The 14,541-nt window shown below is 35.1% G+C and carries 18 protein-coding genes; 8 read left to right on the top strand and 10 right to left on the bottom strand.

What is annotated here, in order from left to right; all coding sequences use genetic code 11:
• Positions 1–60 precede the first annotated feature (60 nt).
• Positions 61–354: an RNA polymerase alpha subunit C-terminal domain-containing protein gene (locus QRY57_RS07345; protein ID WP_026590498.1), complete on the top strand. Its 294-nt coding sequence runs from the start codon at positions 61–63 to the stop codon at positions 352–354.
• Between the two features lie 84 nt (positions 355–438).
• Here the strand turns inward: QRY57_RS07345 and gerPF are convergent, their stop codons facing one another.
• From gerPF to QRY57_RS07380, 7 genes are all read right to left on the bottom strand, one after another.
• Positions 439–654, bottom strand: coding sequence for a spore germination protein GerPF (gene gerPF, locus QRY57_RS07350; RefSeq protein WP_001141566.1), 216 nt, complete (start codon positions 652–654; stop codon positions 439–441).
• 45 nt (positions 655–699) lie between these two features.
• Positions 700–1,086: a spore germination protein GerPE gene (locus tag QRY57_RS07355; protein ID WP_208017793.1), complete on the bottom strand. Its 387-nt coding sequence runs from the start codon at positions 1,084–1,086 to the stop codon at positions 700–702.
• Positions 1,087–1,098: 12 nt separating this feature from the next.
• Positions 1,099–1,293, bottom strand: a complete 195-nt coding sequence (locus tag QRY57_RS07360; protein WP_090693406.1) for a spore gernimation protein GerPD — start codon at positions 1,291–1,293, stop codon at positions 1,099–1,101.
• 6 nt (positions 1,294–1,299) lie between these two features.
• A complete protein-coding gene (locus QRY57_RS07365) occupies positions 1,300–1,914 on the bottom strand; it encodes a spore germination protein GerPC (RefSeq protein ID WP_098303074.1) in 615 nt (204 codons plus the stop codon).
• An 83-nt stretch (positions 1,915–1,997) separates the two neighbouring features.
• Positions 1,998–2,189, bottom strand: coding sequence for a spore germination protein GerPB (locus tag QRY57_RS07370; protein ID WP_026590494.1), 192 nt, complete (start codon positions 2,187–2,189; stop codon positions 1,998–2,000).
• Positions 2,190–2,205: 16 nt separating this feature from the next.
• Positions 2,206–2,427, bottom strand: a complete 222-nt coding sequence (locus QRY57_RS07375; protein ID WP_026590493.1) for a spore germination protein — start codon at positions 2,425–2,427, stop codon at positions 2,206–2,208.
• Between the two features lie 170 nt (positions 2,428–2,597).
• Positions 2,598–2,777 (bottom strand): aspartyl-phosphate phosphatase Spo0E family protein, encoded by a 180-nt coding sequence (locus QRY57_RS07380; RefSeq protein WP_026590492.1) that lies wholly within the window; start codon positions 2,775–2,777, stop codon positions 2,598–2,600.
• 241 nt (positions 2,778–3,018) lie between these two features.
• Here QRY57_RS07380 and QRY57_RS07385 point away from each other — a divergent pair, with 241 nt between their 5' ends.
• Both QRY57_RS07385 and QRY57_RS07390 read left to right on the top strand, forming a co-directional pair.
• On the top strand, positions 3,019–3,918 hold the full coding sequence (locus QRY57_RS07385; protein ID WP_286017086.1) for a fumarylacetoacetate hydrolase family protein: 900 nt from the start codon (positions 3,019–3,021) through the stop codon (positions 3,916–3,918).
• A complete protein-coding gene (locus tag QRY57_RS07390) occupies positions 3,890–4,393 on the top strand; it encodes an HXXEE domain-containing protein (protein ID WP_231503893.1) in 504 nt (167 codons plus the stop codon). Before QRY57_RS07385 ends, QRY57_RS07390 begins: the two co-directional genes overlap by 29 nt.
• Positions 4,394–4,427: 34 nt before the next feature.
• On the opposite strand, the gene rocD is transcribed toward QRY57_RS07390, so the two are convergent.
• Complete coding sequence (gene rocD / locus QRY57_RS07395) at positions 4,428–5,618, bottom strand: ornithine aminotransferase (protein ID WP_026590489.1); 1,191 nt, start codon at positions 5,616–5,618, stop codon at positions 4,428–4,430.
• 147 nt (positions 5,619–5,765) lie between these two features.
• Here rocD and QRY57_RS07400 point away from each other — a divergent pair, with 147 nt between their 5' ends.
• Positions 5,766–6,134 (top strand): YisL family protein, encoded by a 369-nt coding sequence (locus QRY57_RS07400; RefSeq protein ID WP_026590488.1) that lies wholly within the window; start codon positions 5,766–5,768, stop codon positions 6,132–6,134.
• A gap of 56 nt (positions 6,135–6,190) precedes the next feature.
• Here the strand turns inward: QRY57_RS07400 and QRY57_RS07405 are convergent, their stop codons facing one another.
• A complete protein-coding gene (locus QRY57_RS07405) occupies positions 6,191–6,745 on the bottom strand; it encodes a DUF2777 domain-containing protein (RefSeq protein WP_026590487.1) in 555 nt (184 codons plus the stop codon).
• A 272-nt stretch (positions 6,746–7,017) separates the two neighbouring features.
• On the opposite strand from QRY57_RS07405, the gene asnB reads away from it, so the two are divergent.
• Complete coding sequence (asnB, locus tag QRY57_RS07410; protein ID WP_286017087.1) at positions 7,018–8,871, top strand: asparagine synthase (glutamine-hydrolyzing); 1,854 nt, start codon at positions 7,018–7,020, stop codon at positions 8,869–8,871.
• Positions 8,872–8,999: 128 nt separating this feature from the next.
• Here the strand turns inward: asnB and QRY57_RS07415 are convergent, their stop codons facing one another.
• The gene (locus QRY57_RS07415; RefSeq protein ID WP_286017088.1) at positions 9,000–10,238 is read right to left on the bottom strand and encodes a helix-turn-helix domain-containing protein; all 1,239 of its coding nucleotides are present in this window, start codon (positions 10,236–10,238) and stop codon (positions 9,000–9,002) included.
• 296 nt (positions 10,239–10,534) lie between these two features.
• On the opposite strand from QRY57_RS07415, the gene QRY57_RS07420 reads away from it, so the two are divergent.
• The 3 genes from QRY57_RS07420 (at position 10,535) to colA (ending at position 14,498) form a co-directional block, all read left to right on the top strand.
• Complete coding sequence (locus tag QRY57_RS07420) at positions 10,535–10,759, top strand: DUF2187 family protein (RefSeq protein WP_026590484.1); 225 nt, start codon at positions 10,535–10,537, stop codon at positions 10,757–10,759.
• Between the two features lie 196 nt (positions 10,760–10,955).
• Complete coding sequence (locus QRY57_RS07425) at positions 10,956–11,303, top strand: hypothetical protein (RefSeq protein WP_208017799.1); 348 nt, start codon at positions 10,956–10,958, stop codon at positions 11,301–11,303.
• A gap of 558 nt (positions 11,304–11,861) precedes the next feature.
• The gene (colA, locus tag QRY57_RS07430) at positions 11,862–14,498 is read left to right on the top strand and encodes a collagenase ColA (protein WP_432804065.1); all 2,637 of its coding nucleotides are present in this window, start codon (positions 11,862–11,864) and stop codon (positions 14,496–14,498) included.
• Positions 14,499–14,541: the final 43 nt, after the last annotated feature.

Consider the following 14,541-nt stretch of genomic DNA (forward strand, 5'->3'; position numbering starts at 1 on the left):
TACAGCAAAGTATAAATGTGAAAAGAGGAAAGATGTAACTTTAGAAAGGAGCTATGTAAAATGGTAGCATCCAAAAAAAGTTTAAGGACTTGTGACAGTGGACATCAATACTATAAAAGTAGCGACTGTCCTTCTTGCCCAATCTGTGAGAAGGAACGAAAACCAGAAAGTGGATTTCTTTCACTTCTCTCGGCACCAGCGAGAAGAGCGCTCCAACACAAGGAAATAACTTCTTTGCAGCGGCTCTCAAAATATAGTGAGAAAGAGATTTTACAACTGCACGGTATGGGACCAGCATCTTTACCTAAGCTTAGAACTGCTTTGAAGGAACATGGATTATCATTCAAAGACTAAACAATAAGAATGATTACACTTATTGAAGTGAGAACATGAAAAGCAATAGAACGAAAAAAGTAGGAGACTTTTCTCCTACTTTTTTTAAGCTGTTCCAATTTGATCTTGATCCGCAACATCTGAATCAAATGTATTCGTTGCACTGACACCGTTAAATGTATTGACTACAAAACCAACATTTGATGCTCCTGACCCGTTATATGCCTTTGTATTTTCTTTTGGAGATACGTTATAGAAATCACCTAAGTTAAAAGAGCCATTACTATTTTGAACAACGAGGTTCCCAACGACAGAGGGCATGTTATTCACCTACTTCAGCAGTCTTCTTTAACATCACTATATGATTTATTTGTTGAAATGTTCATCTGAAATATATTGGCGCATTTGGTGAATACGTGAATTACTAAATACATAATCAACTGAACCGATTTGAAAGCAGCCAGAATTTAATAAAGTACGAATCGTAACAGCATTTACTTCAATAAAGGGGCATTCATTTATAATATTCATTTTGACATCTGTCGATCTTTTGGGAATTGTAATGTACTCATCTGTAAAGATTTTAAAATCCTCGAATCTTCCTTCGCTTTTTAAATAGTAAGGAATTTCACGGTGTACGATAAGAGCTCGGGTTTTTAATTCCATCTGGTTCGCATCACCAACTTGAAAAACACCAGCATTCCCCATAGAAATAACTTTGGGTTGATGAACAATTGAAATGTGTCGAAGCATGAAGCCCCCTCCTTAACCTGGAGTAGAAGGCACGGCAGTTACGAGAGGTACAAATGGACCTTCAGTCACTGACTCGAAAGGTGTATCGAGAATAGAAGAGAGAATTAGGAGATTCGCATCACCGATTAAAAAAAGTGCAGCTGAAGATACCCCATTCGTTTTAACCTGCCCAACTTTTATTTCACGATTGACAACGGTAAAATTCATATGAATTTACTCCTTTCGAAAATTATTCGGTATGTGCTGAATAAAGGAAAGGAACGCTTTATCGATATCTTGCTTCATAGCCTGAATAATTACGTCTTTCATATACTCGGGGTTTGATGTAATGTCCTCATACGGCTGTACTTGTGATAAATAATAAGGAAGACGATGTTCCATTTGCTTTTTTATATCATCAATCATCATTTGTCGATACATATCATCGAGCGGCGTCCGCTGTTCTTGTTCAAAATGAAGGATTCTGCTATATGCTTCTTCGTCTAAATAGCGATGCATCTCTTGAATAATGCCTTGATAAAAATCAGGGTTTGTTTGTGTCTCTGGATTTACTTTTAATGTTTCTGTATCTACCTCAAAATCTTCAATTTGTTGTCCTTTGGTTGAGAATGGATTTAAGCCGATATTTAACGTACCATTTAAGTTTTCTACTTTTAATTGATCGAATTTATATTCTACTTTTCCTATAGAAGAGGAGGGCCGGCTTTTTAGTTCATCAAGTTCTTCTGTTAGTCTACGTACTTGCTCTTCTAATGCATGGATTGTTTCTTGTTGTTTTTGAAGAACTTGTTGAAATTGTTGTAGGTAAATGTATATATCTTGATTCACTGTATGAAACCTCCTTTTCAATAGGGAGGGGTGTGTATGCTTGCTCTATATGTTTATGACATAAAGAGCCTAAGAAGAACCCATCATGGTTTAATAGAAAGAATTTGTCCTTTTGATTTCAAGGGACGAAGTGGCGCTGTAAATCCGCCGGTATTAGAAAATTTAGATAATGCTTTAATGCTACCGGAACTTCCAATTTGAAAAACGGATGATGTTGTAATACTATCAATTCTTATTTTGTTAATAATAATACTTTGTTGTACATAAAAGTTCACTTACGAATCGCCTCCTTTAGTTGGATCCGATTATAGCTTGATCAATCACGTCAGTATCATTGACGGTTGTTGTATTTTGATAATTGTATACAGAGATACTTTCTCCTACATTAAAAGAACCAGCTCCTGCAAAAGCGCGAGAGTAACTAATCGGCCTGATTGCAAATACATCTCCAATGTGAAAAATACCACTCGATCCAATGTTAACGATATGAATATGTCCAACCATTGCTGGCATAGCAAACACCTTTCATAGATAATATTTTTCTTGCTGTTAAAGAAACGATAAAGTGAAACTTTAATCGGTGGAGGTTTTACTGCCCCTTAAGGCAGGATAAATATTCTTTTCTATTATTGTATGGGCGTTTTCATTAAAATGTGTCTTTTTTCAAACAAAAGACACACACTTTATTGTGTGTGTCTGTCTATAGTATGCGTTTGGACGAAATCTACTTTCATCAGCCAAACAACATTTAAGAGCCTGTCCAGTTCTTGGCTACAATCCACTGTTTTTTGAGAAGTTATTCCGTAGCGTTCAGCAAAGTATATCATTTTTTCACGTTTTTTTTCAATCGCTTGCTCAAACATAGAATCGGCTCCATCTCTTTATAAATTTTGACTATATATGTAGTACATATTATACAAAAATTCCATAAAAAAGAAACAACTTCGATAAAAAAGGTAAAAATTCTACATTTTATTCCAAAATAGCATTGAGCGGTGTGAAGAGTAGGGAGTTTTGTAAAAATTAAAATGTATTGGCAGGTTTTTTTTAAAGGAATGCGAATACAATTACATTGTATGAGTTTTAGGATGGAGAGTGGAAATAATGCGGTTTGTTACAGTGAAGAAAGAAGAGAAGGTATTTGTTGGTATTGTGGATGAGCATGAAGAAACAGTGCTGCATATTCGAGAAGTGCAACGGCAAAAAGGCGAAAAAATTACAATTCCTATTACAATGTTAGAGTGTATCGAAAAGGGAAATGCTTTTATTGAAAAAGTAAAAGAAATTGTAAACTGGGCAAAGGAGAATGAAACAACGGCGTATTACCCTCTACAAGATGTGAAGCTATTGGCACCTATTCCAAGGCCGAGAAAAAATATTCTTTGCGTCGGAAAAAATTATCGTGATCATGCGATAGAAATGGGCGGAGAGGAATCTGTTCCAAAGGATATTATGATTTTTACCAAGGCACCGACGACGGTTATTGGGAATGAAGAGAAGATCCACAGTCATCCGCATGCAACGAATGAACTAGATTATGAAGGGGAACTAGCAATTGTAATTGGAAAACGTGGAAAGCAAATCGCAAAAGAGAAGGCGCTTGAACATGTTTTTGGTTATACAATTGTAAATGATGTAACTGCTCGAGACATTCAAAGAAAACATAAACAATTTTTCTTAGGGAAAAGTTTTGATACATTTTGCCCAATGGGGCCGTATCTAGTTCATAAGGATGCAATTGAAAATCCAAACAAATTAAACATTGAGACAAAAGTGAACGGGGAATTTCGCCAAATTTCAAATACAGTAAATATGATATTTACAATAGAAGATATTATTTCTATTGTAAGTAAAGGGATGACGTTAGAGCCTGGGGACATAATCGCGACTGGAACACCAGCGGGAGTTGGGAAGGGATTTACACCACCCAAGTTTTTACATGCTGGTGATGAAGTAACGGTTACAGTACAACATATTGGAACACTTCAAAACGAAGTTAAATAACCGTTTATCCATTTGGCTCATCCCTATATTATTTGCATTTCATAATGCTGAGGAATATTATTTTTTCCCGGAAATGAAATATGTCCAACCGATTCATATGGAAGAAAATATGATGCAGAAACAACATTTTTTGATAGCAGTATGTTTACTAACAAGTATTGTTTTTTTATGTGCATATGCTCATTTGATAGTTAGAAAGAAATTTACGCTTTATACATTGCTCGTTATACAAGCAATGATATTTATGAATGGATTGTTTCACATTGGCGGAACAATCTTGGCAGAAAGATATGTTCCAGGATTGGTAACGGCAGTAATATTCATTATACCGTTTTCATTGTTTTGGTTTCGGAAAGGGATAAGAAGTGATTGGTGGAAATTAAAACATGTGATTGTCTCCTGTATAGCAGGTATGTTGCTTCTATTTCCAGTTATCGTTGGGATATTACTTTTCTCAAGAATGATTGTTTCATAAAACAAGCTGCCTCGTAAAAGGCAGCTTGTTTTGATTAAGATAATACCGCTTTAATTTTTTGGAATGCCCACTCTAAATCTTCTTCAGAGATTACAAGAGGTGGTGCAATACGGATTACATTTTCATGTGTTTCTTTACATAAAAGGCCAGCTGCTTTTAACTTTTCGCAATATGGACGAGCAGGCTCGTTCAATTCGATTCCGATAAATAATCCTCTGCCTCGAATTTCTGTGATCATTGGATTATCAATTTCTTTTAATTGTCCTACTAATTTTTCACCTAATTGAAGAGAACGCTCTGTTAGTTTCTCATCTAGTAATACGTCAAGAGATGCGATAGAAACAGCACATGCAAGTGGATTACCACCGAACGTAGAACCGTGAGAACCTGGCTCGAATACGCCTAAAATGTCGCTGTTTGCAGCAACGCAAGAGATTGGGAATACACCGCCGCCAAGTGCTTTACCAAGTATGTACATGTCAGGAATTACGTTATCCCAATCACATGCAAATAATTTACCTGTACGACCTAAACCAGTTTGGATTTCATCAGCTACAAATAAAACGTTTTCTTTTTTACATACATTGTAAGCTTCTTCTAAGAATCCAGCTGGTGGAATGTTAATACCTGCTTCTCCTTGAATTGGCTCTAAAATAAATGCAGCTGTATTTGGTGTAATCGCTGCTTTTAATGCTTCTAAATCACCGTAAGGAATCACAACAATACCAGGAAGCATTGGTCCGAATCCACGTTTGTATTCTTCGTTGGATGACATAGAAACAGCACCCATTGTACGACCATGGAAGTTATCTTCACAAACGATAATTTCAGCTCTATTTTCTTCTACCTTTTTCACGTCATATGCCCAGCGACGAGCTGTTTTGATTGCAGTCTCAACAGCTTCCGCACCTGTATTCATTGGGAGTACCATATTTTTATGTGTTAATTTCGCAACTTTTTCGTACCAAGGACCTAATTGATCGCTATGGAAAGCACGAGAAGTTAACGTAACACGGTTTGCTTGATCGATTAACGCATTAATAATTTTTGGATGGCGATGTCCTTGGTTTACCGCAGAATATGCACTAAGTAAGTCCATATAGCGATTTCCTTCAGGGTCTTCTACCCAAACACCTTCTGCTTTAGAAATAACGATTGGAAGTGGATGATAGTTATTTGCACCGTATGTGTCTGTTAGTTCGATAATATCTTTTGTTTGAATCATGATTGTTCCCCCTTTTGTTATTACAAGAAGTTTATAAATACTCTAAATATTATATCATTTAAATTGGAAAAAGCGAAACATTTCCTGAAAAGAAATAGACATGGTATCATATAAAGTGAAAAAGTGTGAAAAGAGGAGGGGGATAACATGACAACACACATGCATATTACAGCGTGGGCACTAGGGCTTATTTTATTCTTTGTGGCGTATTCCATGTATACGGCAGGAAGAAAAGGTAAAGGCGTACATATGGGACTTCGTCTTGTGTATATTATCATTATTGTAACAGGTTTCTTATTGTATCAAAGCATTATGAAAACTGCGACAGGAAACATTCACATGTGGTATGGCCTAAAAATGTTAGTTGGTGTTTGGGTTATTGCTGCAATGGAAATGGTTCTTGTAAAAACGAGCAAGAATAAACCAGCAGGGGCGTTTTGGGGTCAATTCATTATTGCGCTTGTTATTGTATTATATCTTGGATTACGTTTACCGATGGGATTTGACCTATTTTAGTAAAGAAAAGCCACCTTATTTTTTTAGTAAAAATAAGGTGGCTTTTCTATTTGTATTTACATAGATTCTACATGTAATTCTTCGCCATTTGCTTTTATAAACTTAAATATATTTTTATTACAAGTAGAAAAACGAACATAATGATGATGCAATGAGCAAATCATTTCTTCGTTATCAAATAATAGAAGGTTTACGCCTTCACAAGGCCCGTCTTTCGGCTGAAACGATAAGAAATTATGACAATAGATACAATCATATAAAGAATAATTAAATGACTGCAATGTTTCCGCAAAGAATGCAAAAGCGGAATCAGGTAGTTCTTCTAACCATTCATGATAACTGAGTAGCAATTTTTTACGAATTCGTATTATCTCACCATTTTGAAGTGGATGATGTTCATCGGCAATTTGTAATATATTTTGTTCGTAGAATCTTGCCGGTAGCCAATTATTGTTATATAAAACTTCAAATCCGTCTTCAATGATATCCTCTAATAAAAATGCTTCATCATTTTCATCGTCAAAGAATACCCATTCACTGTTTATATATTCCACATTCCCAATTGTATGAGCACGTGGTTGATTATACAAAATATGTTTACGTTGTTTCATTCGTGACCTCTCCTTTTATCAAAGTGGTTATTATTGTTATGGACAGTTCAGTCGTTCTTTATAACTATGGAACACCTAAAGAAAGTTGGGCATAGAATAAGCACATGTTTCATACAGTGAATTTTTTATCCCGACGGAGAAAGACTGTCTGGATCGTTTGCGCTCACCAATTAGGATTTTACGCGTAGTTGTTTCAGCTCAGCCTTTTTGGTTCTATTTGGGTTTTGAGCGGAGTAAAGTTATACGGATATAGGATAGGAAGGATGATTTGTATGTGCGGGATTACAGGATGGATTGATTATAAACGGTCGTTAGAAAATGAAAGAGAAACGGTTACGAAGATGGCAGAAACGCTTGCAAAGAGGGGGCCAGATGATACAAATGTTTGGGTGAAAAGACACGTTGCTTTCGGGCATAAACGCTTAATTGTAGTTGATCCTGAAGGCGGGAAACAGCCAATGACATGTACATGTATGAAAGAGGAAGAGAACTACACCATTTGTTATAATGGGGAACTCTATAATACAGAAGATATTCGTAAAGAATTACTGCAAAGAGGTTATACATTTAAAGGACATTCGGATACGGAAGTACTGTTAGCGTCTTATATTGAATGGAAAGAAGAATGTGTCTATCATTTAAATGGGATATATGCTTTTGCGGTTTGGGATGAGAAAAAAGAGCGAGTGTTTATTGCGCGGGATCGCTTAGGTGTAAAACCATTATTTTATAAATATGATAATGGAAGATTATTGTTTGCTTCAGAGTTAAAAGCTATTTTAGCCCACCCTGGTGTAAAGACGGAAGTAACGACAGAAGGGCTATCAGAAGTATTTGGGTTAGGCCCATCTCGAACGCCTGGGCATGGCATTTATGCGGGGATTCAAGAACTTCGCCCGGGGCATGCTCTTACATTTTCAAAAGATGGATTATGCATATGGCGCTATTGGAATGTTGAGAGTAAAAAACATGAACACTCATTTGAAGAAACAGTAGAACAAGTGCGTTTTTTGCTTAAGGATGCAATTACAAGACAATTGGTTTCAGATGTACCGTTATGTACATTTTTGTCGGGCGGGGTAGATTCAAGCGCGATTACCGCATTTGCAGCAAAAGCATATGAAAGAGAAGGAAAAGGGAAGCTACACACGTATTCGATTGATTACGAAGATAATGAAAAATATTTTAAAGCAAATGCATTTCAACCAAACTCAGATGCACCGTTTATTGATTTGATGACAGAAACATTTGGTACGATTCATCACCGTTGTATAATTTCCAATGAACAGTTAGCAGAATATTTAACAGAAGCGGTACTCGTTCGCGATTTACCTGGTATGGCTGATATCGACTCTTCATTATTATGGTTTTGCCGAGAAATTAAACAAGATTTCGTCGTTGGTTTGTCAGGCGAATGTGCTGATGAAATCTTTGGCGGTTATCCGTGGTTTTATCGAGAGGATGATTTGCAATCAAGTGCATTTCCGTGGATGCGTTCGACAGAGGCACGTGAACAACTTCTGAAGAAAGAATGGCGTAATAAGTTGAAACTAGGGGAATATGTACAGCAGCGCTATGAAGAGTCTATACAGGAAGTACCAATTTTAGAAGGAGAAAGTGCAATTGAAGCAAAAAGACGACAATTATTTTATCTGAATATGGTTTGGTTTATGACAACATTATTAGACAGAAAAGATCGGATGAGTATGGGAGCGAGCCTAGAAGTACGTGTTCCATTTGCAGATCACCGTCTTGTCGAATATGCGTGGAATATTCCTTGGGAAATGAAAATGTATAAAAACCGTGAAAAAGGTCTATTGCGTAAAGCGTTAGAGGGAGTCTTACCAAACGACATATTATATCGAAAGAAAAGTCCGTATCCGAAAACACATAACCCGTATTATACAAAAGCAGTAACTATGTGGTTGGAGGATTTACTAACAGATAGAAATTCTATTTTACATGAGTTATTTGATAAAGAACAACTGCAAGGATTAATTCAATCAGGAGGTAGTGCATTTCAAACACCATGGTTTGGCCAGTTGATGACGGGACCGCAACTATTGGCACATTTAGCGCAAATTCACGTGTGGTTTAAGGAGTATGGGGTGAATATTAAAGAATAGAGAAAAGCGGCTTACAATTTGTGAGCCGCTTTTTAATAAAAGTTTTTTTGAAATGAATTTTCACCTTATTACAGTCTATATGGACTAATTGTGTGGGATATTGTAATATAAGGAATTTTAAGTTGTATTTACATTTTAACTCCCTTGTTTTTAAACTGTCTCGGTGTCATGCCTGTGAACTTTTTGAATACTTTTATAAAATAACTTTGATCATAAAAATGTAATAAGGTATAGATTTCGGACATGGAATGTTTTGTATAGAATATTAACTTTTTTGCTTCTTCAATCTTTTCACGCTGGATATATTCACGTAGTGATACTCCAACTTCTTTTTTAAAAAGGACGGATAAATAGTTGGGATGCATGGAGACGAACTCTGCTAATTGTGAGAGAGTAATTTCCTCATAAAGATGTGTGAAAATATAGTTTCGGCAAGCATTGATTGTTTTTGAGTATTTGAGCTTATTCTCTTTTTCGACCTTTTCTATTAGATCACATAAAGCATGTATCACAAATTGATAAATAACTGTGCTCTCTTTCAGCTCTTCAAGGTTTTGAATATACAAATCGCTGAGGGTGTGGGCAGCTTCGGGAGGAATGCCCCCTTCTATAGCGGCTCTTGCTCCAAGTGATATAGCTGCGATGACAAGGTTTTTTCGACTCCTTAAATGACTCGTTTTAGATAGTATTCTCGGTTCTCCTTTTTCAAATAGTGCCTGTGCATTTTTTATGAATTCATCCTTTTTTCCTTCCTTAATAAATTGCAGAAGTTTTTTCTCTAGTAAAGGAGTAGCAGGCATTTCATTATTTTGTTGATTTTCTGATATACGTATATCAGGTGATTCAGGGCTAATTTTTCTTTCTTTAAGTAATGTATTTTGTTGTAGGATATCGACTATGTCTAATTTTTGATGATAAAGCATGTAATAAAAGATTGCACTCATATTTATCATCTTCACTCTACTTACTACAGGTAAAGAATGATAGTATCGAACGATTTTGTTTCTCCCTTTATAAATATTAAAGTCATTAAGAATTCTATGAATTGATTCATCTGTTAGTTCGAAATAAAGGAAAGGACCAACAATGATTACACCGCTAAATCCCTTATCTGTGTAAAGGTTTATTGAAAAGAAGTTTTCCAGAGAAGTTGTGGTGCGGAAAATTGGAAATTGATGCGGAGCATGATCAGAGAAGAATTGATTCAATAATTCTTTTTTCCTAGGATAAAGCGGATGACTTAATGAACTCGCGGAGAATTCTAATTTTAGCTTTTTTTTGCTATCTATAAATAAAACAGGTAATTCATATAGATTGAAAATAAGATTGCAAATATATTCTAAATCTACTAGATTTGTGAATGCCATATTGTAATGATCGCCTCTTTTATAAAAGTTAAAAAATAGAATTTTTTTCTAAAAATACTATTTTTCTTTAGAATATACCATAAATTTTATAGTAATAAAATATAATACTTACAGGAAAGTAATTTTCACGTGCTATTATATGGAAGTTTTATTATGTAAAAATAGCAAAAAGAAATAGAGTAATTTGGTGGGGCTTTGTAGTAGAAGATATGAGTAAGTTTCATGTAGTATATAACATAACAAATGAAACGATTCATGTTAATGCAATAGATGAAGGGTAGTAAGGAGGCTTTATTATGGATAAAGTAGTAACAGTAAAAAAAGGGGAGTTTGTTCATTTTTCGTATCGCGATGATGCTTCTTTAAAATTTACTGGATATGTAGTTAGTGTTCTGAACAATACAATTATTGTCGATATCTCAGAGGATTTGCAACTTAAAGGATATGAAGAAATAGAATCTCGTCAAGTTGTCAAGCATGGCTGCTATGAAAAAATCGACATGCATACAGATAAAAAATGATAACAAACATAATGATTTGTACAATAGAATGGAAAGGTCATTTTTTCGCATCTACTTTATGTAAAATCAACTTTTCTAACATGTTATATAAGTTAAGAGTAAACAATAACTAAATACTAGTCGTTCATATTACTGGAAGATGATTTCTTCAAAAAGGGTATAGTAGACTATTTTAGTTAATTTCGGAGGTATGACAATGAAGAAAATATTGTTAATCATGTTTACTATTTTGTTTGTTACTGGATGTTCAAAAACATCAAAACAAATTGACGCTTTCGATGCTGAAATGCAAGGACTTTTAAAAGAGGCTACTTCAATGTTTCCTGAATCTAATAGTATGAAAGCATACTATAAGAAAATGGAATCTATTAAACAAGAATTATACAGAAACAAAAACATAAAAGAAAAGGACCGCGAAGTATTAAAAGATCTAACTGCACAATCAAAACTCGTTATGCAATCAGCGGAATCTGGCTTGAGAGATCAATTAATAAATGATATAGAGAAACTAAATAAAATTGTTGAAGAATATAAGAGTGCGTGATTTTTATTGTAGGATTCATTACCACTTACTTTTTGATATATCCCTATAGAGTTATTTATATTCAAATTAATAGAGGACAGGCCCTCTAAAAGAAGAAGTCTATCCAAGGGGAAGTATAACGAATTGATCCGATTTTTAGTCAGGGATATGAAGGAATAGTGAAAAGCGGCTTACAATTTGTGAGCTGCTTTTCACTATTATTTCACTTGAATATAAACAAAATGAATCTTTTATCAGAAGCGTTCTTATAAAGGGGGATTTCATGTCAAACAATTTATACATTACTAAATTGTTTGTGTATAATTTATTATACAGTCTTAATAAAGGATTGTTTCCTAATCATAAGATACAACATTGGCACAGTTTTTGCTTGTATTAAATGTAAGGAAGGGGGAAGGGCTCTAAGAAATAAGTAGGGTGTATTATTAACAGTAAAAAAGTGACTTACCATTATCTCACTACTTTTACTAGTATTAATAGGAAACTGTTTAATATAGACAGATTGAATGATTCATCCTGAAAAAACTGAATTTTTAAAATATTAAAGGGGGCAATAGTATGGCGAAAAACTGGAAATTTTATAAACTGATGCTTGGGGTTGGGATTGTTACGATATCCTGTAATGGAATGCAAATTCAAGCAGAAACAAAAGAGAATAATATGAAGAATGTATTACAAATGGAGCCGGTAGGAATACAGAAATCCGTTGATGAGTTGGCACATCCTTCGAACATACAGGAAAATGCATCTTTCACAAAACGATTAAAGTCAGCAGACTTATCGCAGCGTCCGCCAGCGCCAAAAGAAAATGCTAAACAATTAGTTGAAGAAAAAAAATATTCAATGGCTGAATTGAATCAATTAAGCAACAAAGAATTAACGGACCTTCTTGTGACAATCAAATGGTATCAAATTCCGGAATTATTTCAGTTTAATAATGATAGTTTGAAATTCTATCAAGATGATAGCCGGATGCAAGCAATCATTGATAAACTAGTAGAACAAGGACGAGCTTATACGAAAGATGATTCAAAAGGAATTGAGACATTATCAGAAGCTCTACGTGCGGCATTTTATTTAGGTTTTTATAATGATGAATTAAGCAAACTAAACGAGCGCAGCTATCACGATAAATGTTTACCAGCTTTAAAAGCGATTGCAAAAAATCCGAATTTTAAACTTGGTACACCAGAACAAAACAAAGTTATTTCATCGTATGGAAAGCTGATTGGAAATGCATCAGCTGATGTTGAAGTTATTCAATATGCGGGTGAAATCTTCAAACAATATAACGATAATCTTACAACTTTCATTGAAGATAGAACAAAAGGCGATGCTGTATATGAGTTGATGAAAGGGATTGATTATGAAGTTCAGTCGTATATGTATGATACGGGCAAGGAACCAAAAGATACGATGTGGTATCGAAACATCGATAACTTTATTAATGAAATCAATCGCTTTGCACTGATTGGTACGGTAACAGATAAAAACGGATGGTTAATTAATAATGGAATTTACTATGCTGGCCGGCTTGGAAAGTTTCATAGTACACAGGCAAAAGGACAGCAAGTTGTTACAGAAGCGATGCGGATTTATCCATATTTAGGGGAGCAATATTTTGTTGCGGCAGAACAAATTACTACAAATTACGGCGGAGTCGATGCGAACGGAAAAACAGTAAATTTAGATCAAATTCGAGAAGATGGCAAGAAGAAATATTTACCGAAAACGTATACGTTTGATGATGGGGCAATCGTTTTTAAGGCGGGAGATAAAGTTAGTGAAGAGAAAATTAAACGTTTATACTGGGCGGCAAAAGAAGTACGCTCTCAATTTTATCGTACAGTTGGTAGCGATAAGCCGCTTGAAAACGGACATGCTGATGATGTGTTAACGATGGTCATTTACAATAGTCCGGACGAATATCAATTTAACCGTCAATTGTACGGCTATGAAACGAATAATGGTGGAATTTACATTGAAGGAATAGGAACGTTCTTTACATATGAACGTACACCACAGCAAAGTATTTATAGTTTAGAAGAATTATTCCGTCATGAATTTACACACTATTTACAGGGAAGATACGAAGTTCCTGGATTATGGGGACAAGGTGATATGTATCAAAATGAACGCTTAACTTGGTTTGAAGAAGGAAATGCGGAGTTCTTTGCAGGCTCAACTCGATTAGATAGCGTTGTACCACGAAAAAGTATAATTGGCGGATTATCTAATGATCCAGCTAAGCGATACACAGCAGAGCAAACATTAAATGCGAAGTATGGAACATGGGATTTTTATAACTATTCATTTGCATTGCAATCTTATATGTATAATAATCGCCCTGAGATGTTCGATAAAGTGCATGATTTAATTCGTGCAAATGATGTAACAAATTACGATGCGTACCGCTCTGCATTAAGTAAAGATAGTAAATTAAATGAAGACTACCAATCTTATATGCAAATGCTGATTGATAATCGTGATAAGTATACAATTCCACAAGTATCAGATGATTATTTAGCGGAGCATAAACCGAAAGCGCTTTCTGATGTCACAGCGGATATTACAAATGAAGCGAAGTTGAAAAATGTGAATGTAACAAAGAATAAATCACAATTCTTTAATACATTTACACTGCAAGGAACATATACAGGAAGTACGTCAAAAGGAGAAATAGAGGACTGGAAAACGATGAATCAAGCAACGAATGATATGCTGAAACATCTTTCTGAAAAAGAGTGGAGCGGATACAAAACATTGACTGCTTATTTCGTGAATTACCGCGTTAATAGCGCTGGACAATTTGAATATGATGTTGTGTTTAGCGGAGTGAATGCAGAAGAAGATACTACTGTAGAAAAAGAACCGAATAATGAATTTAATACAGCGAATCCACTATCTTTGAACACAGTATTACGAGGTAGCCTAAGTGATCAAGATCAAGCGGATCGGTTTGTTATTGATGTAAAGGATCCGAAAGACTTGCAGATTACTGTTACGAATGAACAAAACATTGGGCTAAACTGGGTATTATATTCTGAGTCAGATCTTAATAATTATGCCGCTTATCCAACAAAACGTGACGGAAATAAATTGCTCGGGAATTATAATGCGAAGCCAGGCAAATATTATTTAAGTGTATATAAATATGGCGGTGGATCAGGGAATTATACAGTAGAGGTAAAATAATTTAACAGAAATCCAACAGAAATCCCCTTCCTAGGGCGCATGC

It is taken from the genome of Bacillus arachidis, from assembly GCF_030285945.1.
In the GTDB taxonomy this organism is placed as follows: Bacteria; Bacillota; Bacilli; order Bacillales; family Bacillaceae_G; genus Bacillus_A; species Bacillus_A arachidis.

What these genes read in the sequence shown, in the direction of transcription:
- QRY57_RS07345 (WP_026590498.1), top strand. Translation starts at nt 61, where the DNA reads ATGGTAGCATCCAAAAAAAGTTTAAGGACTTGTGACAGTGGACATCAA.
- gerPF (WP_001141566.1), bottom strand. Translation starts at nt 654, where the DNA reads ATGCCCTCTGTCGTTGGGAACCTCGTTGTTCAAAATAGTAATGGCTCT.
- QRY57_RS07355 (WP_208017793.1), bottom strand. Translation starts at nt 1,086, where the DNA reads ATGCTTCGACACATTTCAATTGTTCATCAACCCAAAGTTATTTCTATG.
- QRY57_RS07360 (WP_090693406.1), bottom strand. Translation starts at nt 1,293, where the DNA reads ATGAATTTTACCGTTGTCAATCGTGAAATAAAAGTTGGGCAGGTTAAA.
- QRY57_RS07375 (WP_026590493.1), bottom strand. Translation starts at nt 2,427, where the DNA reads ATGCCAGCAATGGTTGGACATATTCATATCGTTAACATTGGATCGAGT.
- QRY57_RS07380 (WP_026590492.1), bottom strand. Translation starts at nt 2,777, where the DNA reads ATGTTTGAGCAAGCGATTGAAAAAAAACGTGAAAAAATGATATACTTT.
- QRY57_RS07385 (WP_286017086.1), top strand. Translation starts at nt 3,019, where the DNA reads ATGCGGTTTGTTACAGTGAAGAAAGAAGAGAAGGTATTTGTTGGTATT.
- rocD (WP_026590489.1), bottom strand. Translation starts at nt 5,618, where the DNA reads ATGATTCAAACAAAAGATATTATCGAACTAACAGACACATACGGTGCA.
- QRY57_RS07400 (WP_026590488.1), top strand. Translation starts at nt 5,766, where the DNA reads ATGACAACACACATGCATATTACAGCGTGGGCACTAGGGCTTATTTTA.
- QRY57_RS07405 (WP_026590487.1), bottom strand. Translation starts at nt 6,745, where the DNA reads ATGAAACAACGTAAACATATTTTGTATAATCAACCACGTGCTCATACA.
- asnB (WP_286017087.1), top strand. Translation starts at nt 7,018, where the DNA reads ATGTGCGGGATTACAGGATGGATTGATTATAAACGGTCGTTAGAAAAT.
- QRY57_RS07415 (WP_286017088.1), bottom strand. Translation starts at nt 10,238, where the DNA reads ATGGCATTCACAAATCTAGTAGATTTAGAATATATTTGCAATCTTATT.
- QRY57_RS07420 (WP_026590484.1), top strand. Translation starts at nt 10,535, where the DNA reads ATGGATAAAGTAGTAACAGTAAAAAAAGGGGAGTTTGTTCATTTTTCG.
- QRY57_RS07425 (WP_208017799.1), top strand. Translation starts at nt 10,956, where the DNA reads ATGAAGAAAATATTGTTAATCATGTTTACTATTTTGTTTGTTACTGGA.
- colA (WP_432804065.1), top strand. Translation starts at nt 11,862, where the DNA reads ATGGCGAAAAACTGGAAATTTTATAAACTGATGCTTGGGGTTGGGATT.